A 15,093-nucleotide genomic window follows, 5' to 3' on the forward strand; every position below is an offset into this window, starting at 1 on the left:
GATGAACGAACATACCCCCAAGCGGCTCACCGGCTCGCTGATCCAGCGCGCGATCGCGATGATGCCCGGCCTTCCCGTCGAGGAAGCACAGGCAAGGCCGCAGCCGGCGTCACCCGCACAGGATCGCCCGATGGTGCCGATCGACCGCAACCGGCTTGCCGCTGCGGGGATGCTGGTGCCCGGCGGCCCGATCACCCCGCTCGCCGAGGAGTTCCGCATGGTGAAGCGGCAACTGCTGCTCACCGCGCGCGGCGTCGCCGGCGTCGATGCCGATCGCGCCCGAATGATCCTGGTCTGCTCGGCCCAGCCCGACGAGGGCAAGACCTTCTGCGCGATCAACCTCGCGCTTTCGATGGCGGCCGAGAAGGATGTCGAGATCCTGCTGGTCGACGCCGATTTCGCCAAGCCCGACGTGTCCAAGCGGCTCGGCATGGGCGAGGGGCCGGGGCTGCTGGACGCGCTCGACGGCCAGATCGACGTCGAGGCCTGCATCGTCGACACCGATGTGCCGCAGCTCGCGATCCTGCCCGCCGGCACCCGCAGCGTCAGCGATACCGAGTTGCTCGCGAGCGACGGCGCCCGGGCGATGCTCGATCGGCTTGCGGCGGCCAATCCGCGCCGCATCGTCATCTTCGATTCGCCGCCGGCGCTCGCCGCGTCCCCGGCCTCGGTGCTGGCCCTGCATGTCGGCCAGACGATGATGGTCGTGCGCGCCGATCGTACCAGCGAGGAGGACCTGCGCGCCGCGGTCGCCGCGCTCGACGGGTGCGAGCATATCCAGCTCGTCCTCAACGCGGTGTCGTTCCAGCCTTCGGGCCGGCGCTTCGGCAGCTATTACGCGCAGGCGGGCCGGTGATTCGTGGTGCGATCGTGCTGGCCGTGTGCGCCGCCGCGATCGTGCCCGCGGCCGCCCAGCGCCGCGCGACCGTCACGCCCTATATCGAGGTGAGCCAGGTCGCCACCGCCGAGCTCAACGGCGGCGAGACGCTGACCTACTCGCAGCTCGGCGCCGGGCTCGACGGCAGCATCCGCACCCGCCGGGTGCAGGTGCAGGTAAGCTACCAATATCAGCACCGCTTTACCGAGAAGGGCAGCCTGCAATCGGGCGACAGCCACAATGGCCTCGCCCAGGCGCGCATCACCGCCGCCCGCGGGCTGACGCTGGAGGCCGGTGCCGTCGCCACGCGCACCCGCACCGATGCGCGCGGCGATGCGCTGACAGGCAATGCCGCCAACGCGCGCAACCTGAGCCAGCTCTACTCGGGCTATATCGGTCCCAAGCTCGACACCCATGCCGGGCCGCTGTTCATGCAGGGAGCCTATCGCTTCGGCTTCACCAAGGTCGACGACGGCACCGCGACCGGCGTGGCATCGACGCTGCCGCAGGTCGATCGGTTCGACCATTCCACCTCGCATGCGGTGAACGCCAGTGTCGGCGCCAAGCCCGGCGCGGTGCTGCCGATCGGGCTGAGCCTCACCGGCGGGCTGGTGCGCGAAAATGCCAGCCAGCTCGATCAGCGCTTTGCCAGCAGTTCGGGGCGCGGCGATGCGATCGCGCCGGTCAGCCGCACGGTCGCGCTGGTCGGGGGGGCGGGGTACGAGCAGATTACCGTCCGTCAGCGCGATCCGCTGCTCGGCACCGACGGCAGGCCGGTGGTCGACGGGACGGGGCGCTATGTCACCGATCCCGCATCGCCTGTGCGGATCGCCTATGATTTCGAGGGCATGTTCTGGGACGGCGGCGTGCTCTGGCGGCCGAGCCGGAGGACCGCGCTCGAGGTACGTATCGGCCGCCGCTACGGGGCGATGCGCTATACCGGCAGCTTCACCTTCCAGCGGAACAACGGCAGCGGCATCCAGGTGGCGGTGTACGATACCGTCGAGACCTATGGCCAGCAGGTCGGCGGCAGCCTCGCGGCGCTGCCGGTGGGATTCGTCACCACCGCCGATCCGTTCGGCAACCAGGTCGGTGCCTGTATCTACGGCACCAGCGGCGCCGCAGCGGGCGGGTGCATCGCCGGGGCCTTCTCCTCGGCGGCGACGGCCGCCTATCGTGGTCGCGGGATGACCGCCAATGCGGTGTGGAGCCGGGGCACGACCCGGTTGGGTGTCGGCGGCGGCTTCGCCCGGCGCGACTTCCTCACCCCCGTCGCCGCGAACCTCGGCGGCGGTAGCTGGGACGAGAGCTTCTATGCTCAGGCCTTTGCCGCGCTCGCCGCCGGGCGCGACGGGACGATCGGGCTCAACCTGCTCGCCAGCTATTATGACGGCGATGTTCCCGGCAGCACGGCGGTGTTCGGCTGGGGTGCCAACACCGCTTACACCCGCCGCCTCGGCCGCCTCAGCCTCACCGCTACGGCGGGGCTGTACGGCTCGATGCGCGACGGCCCCGACCAGGCATCGGCACAGGCGCTGATCGGAGCGCGCTATGGTTTTTGAGAGACTGCACGCATGATGGACGATCATTACGGGCTGCGCGGTCGGCCGTTCCAGCTGACCCCCGATCCGCGCTTCTGGTTCGATACCGCCACGCACGGCAAGGCGATGGCCTATCTCGGCTATGGCCTCAGCCAGGGCGAGGGCTTCGTCGTCATCACCGGCGATCCGGGGGCGGGCAAGACTACGCTGCTCGGCCATCTGCTCGCCGAGCTCGATGGCGAGCGGCTCAACGTGATCAAGATCGTCTCCACCCACTTACGCGCCGACGACATGCTGCGGCTGGTGGCGCAGGGGCTGGGGCTGCCGGGGGACGACCTCTCCAAGGCCGCGCTGCTGCTCGCCATCGAGCGCGGCCTGCACGACGTCGCGCGGGCGGGGCGCCGGACGCTGCTGGTGGTGGACGAAGCGCAGGCGCTGCCGGGCGAGAGCCTGGACGAGCTGCGCATGCTCTCCAACTTCCAGGCGGGCGGCTATCCGCTGCTCCAGATCTTCCTGCTCGGCCAGCCCGAATTCCGGCTGGTGCTGCAGCAGCCCGCCTTCGAGCAGCTTCGCCAGCGCGTCATCGCGATGCACCACCTCGCCCCGATGGAGGTGGAGGAGGTCGAGGCCTATCTGATGCACCGGCTGATGCTGGTCGGCTGGAGCGGCCGCCCGCGCTTCACCGCCGATGCGCTGGCGGCGATGCACCGCTGGTCGGGCGGTATCCCGCGCCGGCTCAACCAGCTGGCGAGCCGGGTGCTGCTCTACGGCGCGGTCGAGCAGATCGAGAATTTCGGCGCGCCCGATGTCGCGGCGGTGATCGAGGATATCGAGCAGGAGGACGTGATCGAACCGGCCCCCGAGCCGGCGGTTGAACCCGCGCCGGTTCGCCCCAGCCGTGTCGCCGAACTGCGCGCGGTACCGGAAGGTTCGACGGAAACGCGGGCGCTCGAACGCCGCGTCGCCGAGCTGGAGGCGCAGGTCGCCTCGCAATCCGATGCGCTGCGCCGCGTGCTCTCGCTGCTGGTCGATTGGGTGGAAAAGGACGATGGCCGCAGCGGCATCGATCTCGACGCCCTGCGCGGCAGCGCGGCCTGAGCCATGGGCATGCGCAACGGCTTGTCGGTCGACGTCGAGGACTGGTTCCAGGTCGGTGCTTTCGAGAACACCATCGCGCGCGGCGACTGGGACGCGCTGGAGCGGCGCGTCGAGGCCAATACCGATCGGGTGCTGGCGCTGTTCGAGGCAGCGGGGGTGCAAGGCACCTTCTTCACGCTCGGCTGGGTGGCGGAGCGTCATCCCAGGCTGATCCGCCGCATCGCCGAGGCGGGGCATGAGGTCGCCAGCCATGGCTGGGACCATGCCAGGGTCTTCACGCTCACGCCCGACCAGTTTCGCGAGGACCTCGCCCGCGCGCGCGCCGCGCTGGAGGATGCCGCGGGCGTGGCGGTCAACGGCTATCGCGCCCCGAGCTTCTCGATCGACCGACGCACGCCCTGGGCGCATGCGGTGCTGGCCGAGGCGGGCTATTGCTACTCCTCGAGCATCGCGCCGATCGCGCACGACCATTATGGCTGGCCCGATGCGCCGCGCACGCCTTTCCGCCCACTGCCCGATGCGCGACTGATCGAGCTGCCGATCACGATCGCGCGGGCGCTGGGGCGCGAGGTGACCGCGGGCGGCGGGTTCTTCCGTCTGCTGCCGCAGGGGGTGACCGATCGCGCGGTCCGTGCTGCGAATGCGGGCGGTGAGGCCGCGATGTTCTACTTCCACCCCTGGGAGATCGACCCCGGCCAACCGCGCGTGCGTGCCGCGCCGCTGAAGTCGCGACTGCGCCATTATGCCCGTCTTGGCGCGATGGAGGGCAAGCTGCGGACGTTGCTGGCGGCGCACGACTGGGGTCGGGTGGATGCGATTGCCGCGCGGGCGGCGGAGCGGCTGCCGTGACCCTGTCCATCCGCACGGCGGACCTCCATGATGCAGGCGAGCGCGGGCGCCTCGCCGCCTGGGTCGATGCTCAGGCGGATGCCACGCCCTTCCATCTGCCCGAGTGGAGCATGGCGGTGGCGAAGGGATGCCGCCAGCGCAGCCACTATCTGGTGGCGGAGGGCGCGGGTGGGCGGATCGCCGGGGTGCTGCCGCTCACCGCCATCACCTCCCCGCTGTTCGGCCGGGCGCTGGTGTCGACCGGCTTTGGCGTGGGCGGCGGTATCCTCGCCGATCAGGGCTATGCCCTCGCTGCGCTGGGGCAGGCGGCCTGGAGTCTCGCGACGCACCTGCGCTGCCCGAGCCTTGATCTGCGCGGCGGGCCCTGTCCGGGGGAGGACTGGGTGCGCGACGACACGACCTATCTCGGCTTCGTCCGCCGGCTCGCGGCCGATGACGAGGCCGAATTGCTCGCCGTGCCGCGCAAGCAGCGCGCCGAACTTCGCAAGGCGCTCGCCGCCGATCTGATGGTGGAGGTGGGTGCCGATCGCGCTGCCCGCCGCGCGCATTACGGCGTCTACGCGGAAAGCGTCCGCAATCTCGGTACGCCGGTCTTTCCGGCGGCGCTGTTCGCGGCGGTGCTGGAGGCTTTCGGGGCGGAGGCGGATATCCTCACCGTCCGTCACCAGCGCCGCGCCGTGGCCAGCGTGCTCAGCCTCTACTGGCGCGGGACCGTCTATCCCTATTGGGGCGGCGGGACCGAGGCAGCGCGCGGGCTGCGCGCCAACGACCGGATGTATTTCGCGCTGATGGCGCATGCCCGTGCGCGCGGCTGTTCGCGGTTCGACTTCGGTCGCTCCAAGGCCGGCACCGGCGCGGCGGCGTTCAAGAAGAACTGGGGCTTCGTGCCGGAACCTTTGGTGTATTTCTCTCGCCACGCCGAGGGTGCTGCACCGCGCAGCATCAACCCGCTCGATCCCAAATACCGGTTGCAGATCGCGGCGTGGAAGCGGCTGCCGTTGTGGGCGGCCAACTGCATCGGGCCGCTGCTCTCGCGCGGGCTCGGCTGATGGGCGATATCCTGTTCCTCGCACACCGCATCCCCTATCCGCCCGATCGGGGCGACAAGATCCGCGCCTACCACCTGCTGCGCCATCTCGCCCGGAACCACCGCGTCCATCTCGTCGCCTTCGCCGACGACCCCGAGGATCTGCCGCACCAGGACGGCCTGGCGCCCTACACAGCGACGCGCACGATCGTCTGGCGCGACGCGCCGACCGTCTGGACGGGTGTGCGTGCCTTGCTGCAGCGCAGGCCGGTGTCGCTGGTCGCCTTCGGCCATCCAGCCGTGCAGCGTGCTGTCGATGCCTTGCTGATGGCCGAGCCCATCGAGACGATCTTCCTCTTCTCCAGCCAGATGGCGCAGTACCTGCCGCCTGCCCCTGAGCAGCGCGTGATCATGGACTTCGTCGACATGGATTCGGCCAAGTTCGCTGCCTATGCCGAGGGCGCGCGGCGACCGATGGCGTGGGTCCATCGCCGCGAGGCATCGTTGCTCCTCGCCCATGAGCGTCGCGTCGCCTGCGCTGCCGATGCCAGCCTGTTCGTTAGCGAAGCCGAGGCGGCGCTGTTCCGGGAGCGCACCGACGCGCCGCGCGTGCATGCGATCGAAAACGGTATCGACACGGTGTTCTACGATCCTGCCCAGCGGTTCGAGCCGATCGAAGGGGAGGGGCCGTTGCTCGTCTTCACTGGGCAGATGGATTACCGACCAAATATCGAGGCGGTGACCTGGTTCGCCGACCAGGTGTTCCCGCGCATCCGCCTGGCGCACCCCGACGCGCGGTTCGCGATCGTCGGCCGTGCACCGACGCCTGCCGTACGGGCGCTGGCGGAGCGGCCGGGCATCCTTGTCACCGGCAGCGTTCCGGACGTGCGCGACTGGCTCGCCGCCGCAGCGCTGGTCGTGGCGCCGCTCCAGCTGGCACGCGGCATCCAGAACAAGGTGCTGGAGGGCATGGCGATGGCGCGCGCGGTGGTCGCCTCGCCGGCCGCGGCCGAGGGGATCGACCATGCCGGCACACTCTGCGTCGCCGAGGGCGCGGACGCGTTCGGTGACGCCGTGCTGCGCCTGCTGGATGCCCCCGACACCGCCACGGCACTCGGAGCCTCCGCCCGCGCGCGGGTGATCGCGCGCTACAGCTGGGACGCACGGCTGGCACCGCTCGACGCGCTGCTCGACGCATCGGCGTGCGCGTGCGCACCGCCGGGGTGGCGCGGCGGCGTTCGGCTTGGTACCGCGCCGCCACGATGCGGATGACGGACAGCGACAATCGGGTGGGGATCGGCAACCGCGAGGGCATGCGCTGATGTGCGGCATCGCCGGCCTCTTCTATCCCGGCCTTCCCAAGCCGATCGACCCCGCCCGCATCGTCGCGATGAGCGACGCCCAGGCGCATCGCGGGCCCGACGGCTCGGGCGTTTGGTGCGTGGCGGGGGTGGGGCTCGGCCATCGCAGGCTGGCGATCATCGACCTTGAAGGCGGCGTGCAGCCGATGGCGCTGCCCGACCAGAGCCTTGCCGTCACCTTCAACGGCGAGATCTACAATTTCCGCGAGGTCCGCGCCGAGCTGGAGGCGCTGGGCGCCCGCTTCGTCACCGACAGCGATACCGAAGTGCTGCTCCACGGCTGGCGCGCCTGGGGGCCGGACCTGCTCGCCCGGCTGAACGGCATGTTCGCCTTCGCGCTCTACGACGCGACCAGCCAGAGCCTGTTCCTCGCCCGCGATCGTTTCGGGGTGAAGCCGCTCCACTATGCCGAGCTCGCCGACGGCGCGATCGCCTTCGCCTCGGAGCTCAAGGGCCTGCTTGCCCACCCGCTGCTCCGCCGCGCCGCCGATTTCCGCGCGGTCGAGGATTATCTGGCGCTGGGCTATGTGCCCGACGACGCCTCGATCGTCGCGGGCGTGCAGAAGCTGCCGGCGGGGCATTTCCTGCGGCTCCAGCGCGGCCGCCCGGCACCGCAGCCGGTGCGCTGGTGGGATATCGACTTCACCCGTCGCGCGACCGGCCGCACGCGGGATCTCAAGGCCGAGCTGATCGAACGGATGCGCACCGCCGTGCGCTCACGGATGATTGCCGATGTGCCCTTGGGCGCGTTCCTCTCGGGCGGCGTTGACAGCTCGGCGGTGGTCGCGCTGATGGCGGAGCGCAGCAAGGCGGCGGTGAAGACGTGCACGATCGGCTTTGATGAGGCGGGACTGGACGAGACGGCCCATGCGGCCAAGGTCGCGGCCCGTTTTGCCACCAGTCACCGCACCCGCACTGTGGGCGCCGAGGATTACGGCCTGATCGACACGCTGGTCGCCGCCTTCGACGAGCCTTTCGCCGATGCCTCGGCGCTGCCGACATACCGCGTCTGCCAGCTCGCCCGCGAAAGCGTGACCGTCGCGCTATCGGGTGACGGGGCGGACGAGGCGCTGGCCGGATATCGTCGCCACCGCTTCTTCGCCGCCGAGGAGCGGGTCCGCGGCCTGTTCCCGCCGGACGTGCGGGCGCGGGTGTTCGGCCAGCTGGGCGCGCTTTACCCCAAGGCCGACTGGGCACCGCGCCCGTTCCGCGCCAAGACGACGCTGCTCGCGCTCGCCGCGGACGGGGCCGAGGCCTATGCCCAGGCGGTCGGCGTCACCACGCCGGCCCTGCGCGACCAGCTCTACAGCGGCACGGCACGGGCGGCGCTGGACGGCTATCGCGCCGAGACGCGCTATGTCGAGACGATGCGGCACGCACCCGCGCGCGATGCGATCGACCGCGCCCAATATGCCGATATCCGCCACTGGCTGCCGGGCGACATCCTCACCAAGGTGGACCGCACCAGCATGGCGGTGGGCCTGGAAGCGCGCGAGCCGCTGCTCGACCACCGGCTGGTCGAGTTTGAGGCGAGCCTGCCGCCGTCGCTCCGCATCCGCGGGGGGCAGGGCAAGTGGCTGATGAAGAAGGCGCTCGAACCCTGGCTGCCGCGCGAGATCCTCTACCGCCCGAAAATGGGCTTCGTGACCCCGATCAGCGCCTGGTTCCGCCATGCGCTGGCCGACGAGGCGGCGGCGCTCGCCCGCTCGCCGCTGCTCCTCCAGAGCGGCTGGTTCGAGCCGCGCACGATCACGCGCCTGGCCGAAGACCACCGCGCCGGCCGCGCCGAGCATGGCCGCACGCTGTGGCAGCTGGTGATGCTGGAGCGCAGCCTGGCGCGGCTGTTCGGCTGATTTATTCCACCGCGGCGAGCGAGGCTTCCACCGCACCGATATAGCTGCTGCCGAACAGGCGCAGGTGCACGAGCAGGGGCCAGAGCCGATAGATCGGCTGTCGTTCCTGCCAGCCCGGCGCCAGCGCGAGCGCTTCAAAGAAGCGCGCCGGCGGCGCATCGAACAGCGTGAGCATCGCGGCGTCGACTTCGCGGTCGCCATGATAGCAGGCGGGGTCGATCAGCGCGGTCACCCGGCCGCCGGAGGTCAGCACATTGCCGCCCCACAGGTCGCCGTGGAGCAGCGCGGGCGCGGGGTGCTGCGGCAGCAGGTCCGGCAGGCGATCGGCCAGCCGGTCCAGCCGGCGGGCAAGCGGCGTAGGTACGTGCGGCAGATGCGTCCGCAGCCGCCGCTCGGCCCAGAAGCTCGGCCAGTCGTCCGTCGTACCGTTCGGAATGGCGACACGGCCGAAGGCGTAATCCGCCGGCCAGCCATAGCCGCGGCCCGGTGCCGCGTGGAGGGCTTGAAACACCCTCGCCAGAGGGTCCCAGGCGGTGCCGAGATGACCGTCGTTCGGCATTTCCTCGATCAGTAGCAGGTCTTCGCCGACCGCCAACACCGCTGGCGCGGGCGCCCCACGCGCGGCGATCGCCACCAGCATCTCCGCCTCTTCCGAGACCAGCGGCCCCTGCTTGGCGATCGCGCTGCCGCCATCGGCCAGCTTCAGCCGGTGTACCGCAGAAAGATCCCCGCCCGAGAGCGCCGCCGCACCCGAAACTCGGATGCCCAGCAGTGCGGCGGCACGATCGGCGAGGCTGGTCTGCATAGTGGGGTCCGATCAGGTGAGATAGCGGCGGACGATCGCGACGAGTTCCTCGGCCGCCTGCACCTTGGGATCGTCCGGGGCGGCGCCGGGTTCGAGCATATGCTCGCGAATATGATCCTCGATCACTTCGGCGATGAAGCCGTCCAGCGCGCCGCGGCACGCGGTCGCCTGCTGCAATACGCGCGCACATTCGGTGTCGGCCTCCACCGCCCGTTCGATCGCCTCGACCTGTCCCCGCAGCCTTTTCAATCGGTTGAGCAGCTTCTGCTTCTCGCGTGCGACATGGCCCATTCTGCGTCGTTCCGTTCTGCTTGCTAGATACCCCCCTAGGGTATACGGGCGCCCCCGTCGAGTCGGCGATCTCCGCCGGATTTCGGGGTACATGTTCATGATCCACGCCTTCCCCAAGTCGGCCGCCGCCGCGGTCGCGCTGTTCTTCCTGCTGCCGACGGCAGCGCAGGCGCAGGACACGGGCGACCCGCAGGCCTTCGCGGTGCATGGCCAGGCGACGATGGTGGTGCAGGGCGTGGGCGGCTTCGACGATCCCTATCGCGGGCCCAACAGCCTGACGCCCAAGCAGGTGCGCGAGACGATCGACGTGACGCTCTATGCCGGGGTACGGCCATGGGCGGGCGGCGAGCTGTGGGTGAACCCGGAGATCGACCAGGGCTTCGGCCTGTCCAACACGCTGGGCGTGGCGGGCTTTCCGAGCGCCGAGGCGTACAAGGTCGGCAAGGACGAGCCCTATCTGCGGCTCCAGCGGCTGTTCTTCCGCCAGACGATCGGGCTGGGCGGGGAAACGAGCGCGGTGGCGCCGGCGATGAACGTGCTGGGCGGCACCCAGAGCGCCAACCGGCTGGTCCTGACGCTCGGCAAGTTCGGCGTCGGCGACGTGTTCGACACCAATCGCTATGCACATGATCCGCGCGGCGATTTCCTCAACTGGTCGGCGGTGGACACCGGCAGCTTCGATTACGCCGCCGATGCCTGGGGATATTCCACCGGTGCGGCGGCCGAATGGTATCAGGGCGCGTGGACCCTGCGCGCCGGGCTCTTCAACCTCTCCAAGATTCCCAATGGCGAGACGCTGGAGCGCGACTTCCGCCAGTACCAGGTCGATGTCGAGGTCGAGCATCGCCACCTGCTCGGCGGCCAGCCCGGCGCGATCCGCGTGACGGCTTTCCGCAATCGCGGGCGCTTCGGGCGGTTCGAGGATGCGCTGGCGCTCGGCGCTGCGCAGGGGCAGGCGGCGGATACCGCGCTGGTCCGCCAGCGTACGACCCGCATGGGCCTTGGAGTGAATGCGGAGCAGGCGGTGACCTCGACGCTGGGGCTGTTCGCCCGCGCGGGCTTTGCCGATGGATCGATCGAGCCCTATGATTTTACCGACATCGATCGCACCGCCCAGCTCGGCGCGTCGCTGAACGGCGCAGGCTGGGGCCGCGCGAACGACCGCGTGGGACTGGTCGGCATCGTCAACGGCATCTCGCGCGACCATCAGCGCTATCTCGATGCGGGCGGGCTGGGCGTGCTGGTCGGCGACGGCAAGCTGCCGCACCCGGGCAGCGAAGCGATCGCCGAAGCCTATTATGACTGGCAGCCGCGCAAGGGCTTCGACGTGACGCTCGATTATCAGTTCATCGCGAACCCGGGGTATAATCGCGATCGGGGGCCGGCCAATGTGTTCGCCGTCCGGTTCCACGGCGGGTTCTGAGGCGGCCTCAGAACACCGGCTGGTTGGCGTCGTCGTCGCCCGTCGGCGTGTGGATGCCGCATTCGGTCTTGTCCCAGCCGCGCCAGCGCCCGGCACGGGGGTCTTCGCCTGGCTTGACCCTGCTCGTGCACGGCGCGCAGCCGATCGAGGGATAGCCCTGCGCGACCAGCGGGTGCACCGGCAGGTCGTGCGCGGTGAAATAGGTGTCGAGATCGGCCTTGGTCCAATCCGCCAGCGGATTGATCTTGAGCCGATCGCCGTCCAGCTCGAAGCGGGGCAGGGCGGCCCGGGTGCTCGCCTGGAACGCCTTGCGCCCGGTGATCGTCGCGTCGAAGCCCGCCAGGCCGGCCTCCAGCGGCAGCACCTTGCGGATCTCGCAGCAGCCGTCCGGGTCGTAGGACCAGCGCAGTTCGGTGCCGTCGCGCTTGGCGAGCAGCTCGGGATCGGGGCGGAGGTTGCGGAAGTCCGTCAGGCCCAGCCGCTCGACCAGCAGGTCGCGATAGGCCAGCGTTTCCGGGAAATGCTTGCCGGTATCGAGGAACAGCACCGGCACCGAGCGATCGACGCTGGCGACTAGGTGCAGCAGCGCGGCCGACTCCGCGCCGAACGAGGAGACGATCGCCGTCTCGCCGGTCAGCTTCTCGGCCAGCACGGTGCGCAGCATTTCCAGTGTGGGGACGCCGAGGAAGCGCGTGTTGAGCCGCACCGCATCCGCCTCGGTGAAGCGCGGCGTCACGTCGATGCGGTCGATCTGGCGCGCCGGTTCAGCCATGGCGCAGTTTCCAGACCGGCACGATGGTGTCTGCTGCCGCCTGATAGCGGAACTCGTAGCGGTCGAGCGCGGCCGTGAGCGTCTCGGGGTCGATCGGCGCATCGGGGGCGAAGCTGTCGAAGCCGCACCGGCGCATCAGCGGGATCTGATCGACCAGCACGTCGCCCTGCGCACGCAGCTCGCCCTGATACCCCGCCTCGCGCAGGATCCGCGCGGTGGAATAGCCGCGGCCGTCGCGGAAGCTCGGGAAGCTCACTTCGATCAGCGCGATACGGCTGAGATGCGGCAGCAGCGCACGGGCATCCTCGCCGGATTCGATCCGCACCGCGGTGGCGTTCGACTGGCCGAAGAAGCTGTCGAGCGTCACGGCGGGCTCGTCATGCGCCTCGTCGTCGCGGTAGCGCAGGAACTCAACCATAGATGGCCTCCTTGAACGGTGCCATGCCGATCCGGCGATAGGTGTCGACGAAGCGCTCGCCGGGCGTGCGCTCGCGGACATAGACGTCCGTGGCGCGCTCGATCGCATCGACCACGCCGTCCTCGCTGAAGCCGGGGCCGGTGATGTCGGCGAGGCTGACATCCTCCGCGCCCGAACCGCCGAGCAGCAGCTGGTAGTTCTCGGTGCCTTTCCGGTCGACGCCGAGTATGCCGATATGGCCGGCATGGTGGTGGCCGCAGGCGTTGATGCAGCCCGAGATCTTGAGCTTCAGCTCGCCCAGGTCGCGCTGGCGCACCGGATCGGCGAAGCGCTCGCTGATCTTCTGCGCGAGCGGGATCGAGCGGGCGTTGGCGAGGCTGCAATAATCGAGCCCCGGGCAGGCGATGATGTCGCTGATCAGGTCGAGATTGGCCTCGGCCAGCCCGGCCTCGCGCAATGCCGTCCAGACCGCGTAGAGATCGGCCTTCCGAACGTGCGGCAGCACGATATTCTGGGCATGGGTCACGCGCAGCTCGTCGAAGCTGTAACGCTCGGCGAGGTCAGCCATCACGTCGATCTGGTCGGCCGAGGCGTCGCCGGGGATGCCGCCGATCGGCTTCAGGCTGATCGTAACCACCGCATAGCCCGGGGCTTGGTGCGCATGGACGTTCTGGTCGAGCCAGACGGCGAAATCGGGATCGCTGCGGTCGACGGTGTCGGGGGCGCCAGCCTCGAACGCCGGCGGCGCGAAATAGGCGGCGATGCGATCGAATTCGGCCTGGGGCGGGTCGATGCCTAGCGCCTTCACCGCCTGGAACTCCTCCTCGACCTGGCGGGCATATTCGTCCGCGCCAAGGGCATGGATGAGGATCTTGATCCGCGCCTTGTAGATGTTGTCGCGGCGGCCGTGGCGATTGTAGACGCGCAGGCACGCTTCCAGATAGCTGACGAAATCGGCGAAGGGCACGAAGTCCTTGATCAGCGAGGCGATCATCGGGGTGCGGCCCATGCCGCCGCCGGCATAGATGCGCGCGCCGAGTTCGCCCGCGTCGCCCCGGACGATCTGGATGCCGATATCGTGCAGCCGCATCGCCGCGCGATCGGTGTCGCTGGCGATCACCGCGATCTTGAACTTGCGCGGCAGGTAGCTGAACTCGGGGTGGAACGTGCTCCACTGGCGGAGCAGCTCGGCCCAGGGGCGTGGATCGGCGATCTCGTCGGCCGCGGCACCGGCGAACTGGTCCGAGCTGATGTTGCGGATGCAGTTGCCGCTGGTCTGGATGGCGTGCATCTCCACCGTCGCCAGCTCGGCGAGGATGTCGGGTGCGTCCTCCAGTTTGATCCAGTTGTACTGGAGATTCTGGCGGGTGGTGAAATGGCCATAGCCGCGGTCGTACTTGCGGGCGATGTGCGCGAGCATGTGCATCTGCCGGCTGTCGAGCGTGCCATAGGGCACCGCCACGCGGAGCATGTACGCGTGGAGCTGCAGGTACAGCCCGTTCATCAGCCGCAGCGGCTTGAACTGGTCCTCGGTCAGGTGGCCGGCGAGGCGGCGCTGCACCTGATCGCGGAATTCCTCGACGCGCGCGGCGACGATCGAGGCGTCATATTCATCGTACTTGTACATGGTTCAAATCACCCAGCTGCCGGCCTTCGGGTCGGCGGGCTTGAGGGTAAGGTCCGCGCGGACGGTAGGTCCAAGCGCGCGGATGCGGTCCTTGATATGCGCGGGGCGGGGGCCTTCGGGCGTCGCCTCCGCGTCGATCACATAGGGCACGTTGACCCGACGCGCGGCCTCTTCGGTCGCGGCGAGCACGTCGCCCTTGTCACCCACGTCGACAGCTTCCGCGAGGTGGCGCGACCAGCCTTCGCCGGTCCACCAGACCACGTCGCCGGTGGGAAGATCGTTGCCGGTCAACAGCTTCATGCCGGATCCTCGCCCAAAGTCTCGGCCGTGCGCGCCCAGCGCGCGAGCTTGTCCTCGGCATCGGCCAGCAGCGTCACTTCGCCGACGACGATGATCGCTGGGCTCTGCACGTCCTCGCGCTCTACCATCGGGCCGAGATCGGCGAGCAAGGTGCGGATCGCGCGGTGGCCCTCCAGCGTGGCGCGCTCGAGCACCGCCACCGGCATGTCGGGTGCTACGCCATCAGCCATCAGCTTGTCGGCGATGGCGGAGGCGGTGGCGACGCCCATATAGATCACCAGCGTGCGGCCCTTGCCGGCGAGGCCCGACCAGTCCTGGTCGGTCAGCCCCTTGCACTGGCCGGCGACGAAGCTGACCGCGCTCGACCAGTCGCGATGGGTGAGCGGCAGCATCGCCTCGGCGGCGGCACCAAGTGCTGCGGAGACACCCGGGATCACTTCCACCGGCAGCCCGGCTTCGCGCACGGCCTCCACTTCCTCGCCGCCGCGGCCGAAGATGAACGGGTCGCCGCCCTTGAGGCGAACGACGACGGCGCCGGTCTTCACATGCGCGACGATCAGCGCGTTGATCGATTCCTGCGGCAGCGTGTGCTTGGAGCGGCGCTTGGCGACCGAGATGCGGTGCGCCTGGGGGGCGAGATCGAGCACGCGATCGTCGACCAGCCCGTCGTGCACGAGCACGTCGCAGATCTTCAGCGCCTCGACGGCACGAACGGTAAGAAGGCCGGGGTCACCAGGACCGGCGCCGACGAGGATCACGCGGCCGCGCGAAAGAGGGTCGAGAAGCGATGCCATGGTGCCGCACATGGCCCGATGGCCGCTGCGGGGCAATGGAGGATCGGTTTGGGGCGG

At 69.7% G+C, this 15,093-nt stretch carries 15 protein-coding genes; 8 read left to right on the plus strand and 7 right to left on the minus strand.

Going from position 1 to position 15,093, the window contains the following annotated elements; translation table 11 throughout:
• Position 1: 1 nt before the first annotated feature.
• From ABIC65_RS00550 to ABIC65_RS00580, 7 genes are read left to right on the plus strand one after another with little or no spacing between them, the layout of a single operon-like run.
• The gene (locus ABIC65_RS00550; RefSeq protein WP_354306260.1) at positions 2 to 856 is read left to right on the plus strand and encodes an AAA family ATPase; all 855 of its coding nucleotides are present in this window, start codon (positions 2 to 4) and stop codon (positions 854 to 856) included.
• Positions 853 to 2,439 (plus strand): hypothetical protein, encoded by a 1,587-nt coding sequence (locus tag ABIC65_RS00555; RefSeq protein ID WP_354306261.1) that lies wholly within the window; start codon positions 853 to 855, stop codon positions 2,437 to 2,439. Before ABIC65_RS00550 ends, ABIC65_RS00555 begins: the two co-directional genes overlap by 4 nt.
• Positions 2,440 to 2,451: 12 nt before the next feature.
• The gene (locus ABIC65_RS00560; protein WP_354306262.1) at positions 2,452 to 3,516 is read left to right on the plus strand and encodes an AAA family ATPase; all 1,065 of its coding nucleotides are present in this window, start codon (positions 2,452 to 2,454) and stop codon (positions 3,514 to 3,516) included.
• Between the two features lie 9 nt (positions 3,517 to 3,525).
• Positions 3,526 to 4,365 (plus strand): XrtA system polysaccharide deacetylase, encoded by an 840-nt coding sequence (locus ABIC65_RS00565; RefSeq protein WP_354306263.1) that lies wholly within the window; start codon positions 3,526 to 3,528, stop codon positions 4,363 to 4,365.
• Positions 4,362 to 5,414: a FemAB family XrtA/PEP-CTERM system-associated protein gene (locus ABIC65_RS00570; RefSeq protein ID WP_354306264.1), complete on the plus strand. Its 1,053-nt coding sequence runs from the start codon at positions 4,362 to 4,364 to the stop codon at positions 5,412 to 5,414. The genes ABIC65_RS00565 and ABIC65_RS00570 overlap by 4 nt, the downstream gene beginning before the upstream one ends.
• A complete protein-coding gene (locus tag ABIC65_RS00575) occupies positions 5,414 to 6,664 on the plus strand; it encodes a TIGR03087 family PEP-CTERM/XrtA system glycosyltransferase (RefSeq protein WP_354306265.1) in 1,251 nt (416 codons plus the stop codon). The genes ABIC65_RS00570 and ABIC65_RS00575 overlap by 1 nt, the downstream gene beginning before the upstream one ends.
• 49 nt (positions 6,665 to 6,713) lie before the next feature.
• Positions 6,714 to 8,606: an XrtA/PEP-CTERM system amidotransferase gene (locus ABIC65_RS00580; RefSeq protein WP_354306266.1), complete on the plus strand. Its 1,893-nt coding sequence runs from the start codon at positions 6,714 to 6,716 to the stop codon at positions 8,604 to 8,606.
• A 1-nt stretch (position 8,607) separates the two neighbouring features.
• Here ABIC65_RS00580 and ABIC65_RS00585 read toward each other — a convergent pair whose 3' ends face one another.
• Positions 8,608 to 9,411, minus strand: a complete 804-nt coding sequence (locus ABIC65_RS00585) for a fructosamine kinase family protein (protein WP_354306267.1) — start codon at positions 9,409 to 9,411, stop codon at positions 8,608 to 8,610.
• A 12-nt stretch (positions 9,412 to 9,423) separates the two neighbouring features.
• Positions 9,424 to 9,702 (minus strand): metal/formaldehyde-sensitive transcriptional repressor, encoded by a 279-nt coding sequence (locus ABIC65_RS00590; protein WP_354306268.1) that lies wholly within the window; start codon positions 9,700 to 9,702, stop codon positions 9,424 to 9,426.
• A gap of 97 nt (positions 9,703 to 9,799) precedes the next feature.
• On the opposite strand from ABIC65_RS00590, the gene ABIC65_RS00595 reads away from it, so the two are divergent.
• Positions 9,800 to 11,125 carry a carbohydrate porin gene (locus ABIC65_RS00595; RefSeq protein ID WP_354307747.1) on the plus strand — a complete coding sequence of 442 codons (1,326 nt, stop codon included), beginning with the start codon at positions 9,800 to 9,802 and terminating at the stop codon, positions 11,123 to 11,125.
• Positions 11,126 to 11,132: 7 nt separating this feature from the next.
• On the opposite strand, the gene ABIC65_RS00600 is transcribed toward ABIC65_RS00595, so the two are convergent.
• The 5 genes from ABIC65_RS00600 to cobA are packed head-to-tail and all read right to left on the minus strand — an operon-like array spanning position 11,133 to position 15,036.
• Positions 11,133 to 11,897 carry a phosphoadenylyl-sulfate reductase gene (locus ABIC65_RS00600; RefSeq protein ID WP_354306269.1) on the minus strand — a complete coding sequence of 255 codons (765 nt, stop codon included), beginning with the start codon at positions 11,895 to 11,897 and terminating at the stop codon, positions 11,133 to 11,135.
• On the minus strand, positions 11,890 to 12,315 hold the full coding sequence (locus ABIC65_RS00605) for a DUF934 domain-containing protein (RefSeq protein WP_354306270.1): 426 nt from the start codon (positions 12,313 to 12,315) through the stop codon (positions 11,890 to 11,892). Before ABIC65_RS00605 ends, ABIC65_RS00600 begins: the two co-directional genes overlap by 8 nt.
• Entirely contained in the window at positions 12,308 to 13,942 is a 1,635-nt protein-coding gene (locus tag ABIC65_RS00610; RefSeq protein WP_354306271.1) for a nitrite/sulfite reductase, read from the minus strand. The genes ABIC65_RS00605 and ABIC65_RS00610 overlap by 8 nt, the downstream gene beginning before the upstream one ends.
• Positions 13,943 to 13,945: 3 nt before the next feature.
• Complete coding sequence (locus tag ABIC65_RS00615; RefSeq protein ID WP_354306272.1) at positions 13,946 to 14,242, minus strand: DUF2849 domain-containing protein; 297 nt, start codon at positions 14,240 to 14,242, stop codon at positions 13,946 to 13,948.
• A complete protein-coding gene (cobA, locus tag ABIC65_RS00620; RefSeq protein WP_354306273.1) occupies positions 14,239 to 15,036 on the minus strand; it encodes a uroporphyrinogen-III C-methyltransferase in 798 nt (265 codons plus the stop codon). The genes ABIC65_RS00615 and cobA overlap by 4 nt, the downstream gene beginning before the upstream one ends.
• Positions 15,037 to 15,093: the final 57 nt, after the last annotated feature.

It is taken from the genome of Sphingomonas trueperi, from assembly GCF_040545665.1.
In the GTDB taxonomy this organism is placed as follows: domain Bacteria; phylum Pseudomonadota; class Alphaproteobacteria; order Sphingomonadales; family Sphingomonadaceae; genus Sphingomonas; species Sphingomonas trueperi_B.

Coding starts and splice junctions, on each gene's coding strand:
- ABIC65_RS00550 (WP_354306260.1), top strand. CDS start 2: ATGAACGAACATACCCCCAAGCGGCTCACCGGCTCGCTGATCCAGCGC.
- ABIC65_RS00560 (WP_354306262.1), top strand. CDS start 2,452: ATGATGGACGATCATTACGGGCTGCGCGGTCGGCCGTTCCAGCTGACC.
- ABIC65_RS00565 (WP_354306263.1), top strand. CDS start 3,526: ATGCGCAACGGCTTGTCGGTCGACGTCGAGGACTGGTTCCAGGTCGGT.
- ABIC65_RS00575 (WP_354306265.1), top strand. CDS start 5,414: ATGGGCGATATCCTGTTCCTCGCACACCGCATCCCCTATCCGCCCGAT.
- ABIC65_RS00580 (WP_354306266.1), top strand. CDS start 6,714: ATGTGCGGCATCGCCGGCCTCTTCTATCCCGGCCTTCCCAAGCCGATC.
- ABIC65_RS00585 (WP_354306267.1), bottom strand. CDS start 9,411: ATGCAGACCAGCCTCGCCGATCGTGCCGCCGCACTGCTGGGCATCCGA.
- ABIC65_RS00590 (WP_354306268.1), bottom strand. CDS start 9,702: ATGGGCCATGTCGCACGCGAGAAGCAGAAGCTGCTCAACCGATTGAAA.
- ABIC65_RS00595 (WP_354307747.1), top strand. CDS start 9,800: ATGATCCACGCCTTCCCCAAGTCGGCCGCCGCCGCGGTCGCGCTGTTC.
- ABIC65_RS00600 (WP_354306269.1), bottom strand. CDS start 11,897: ATGGCTGAACCGGCGCGCCAGATCGACCGCATCGACGTGACGCCGCGC.
- ABIC65_RS00605 (WP_354306270.1), bottom strand. CDS start 12,315: ATGGTTGAGTTCCTGCGCTACCGCGACGACGAGGCGCATGACGAGCCC.
- ABIC65_RS00610 (WP_354306271.1), bottom strand. CDS start 13,942: ATGTACAAGTACGATGAATATGACGCCTCGATCGTCGCCGCGCGCGTC.
- ABIC65_RS00615 (WP_354306272.1), bottom strand. CDS start 14,242: ATGAAGCTGTTGACCGGCAACGATCTTCCCACCGGCGACGTGGTCTGG.
- cobA (WP_354306273.1), bottom strand. CDS start 15,036: ATGGCATCGCTTCTCGACCCTCTTTCGCGCGGCCGCGTGATCCTCGTC.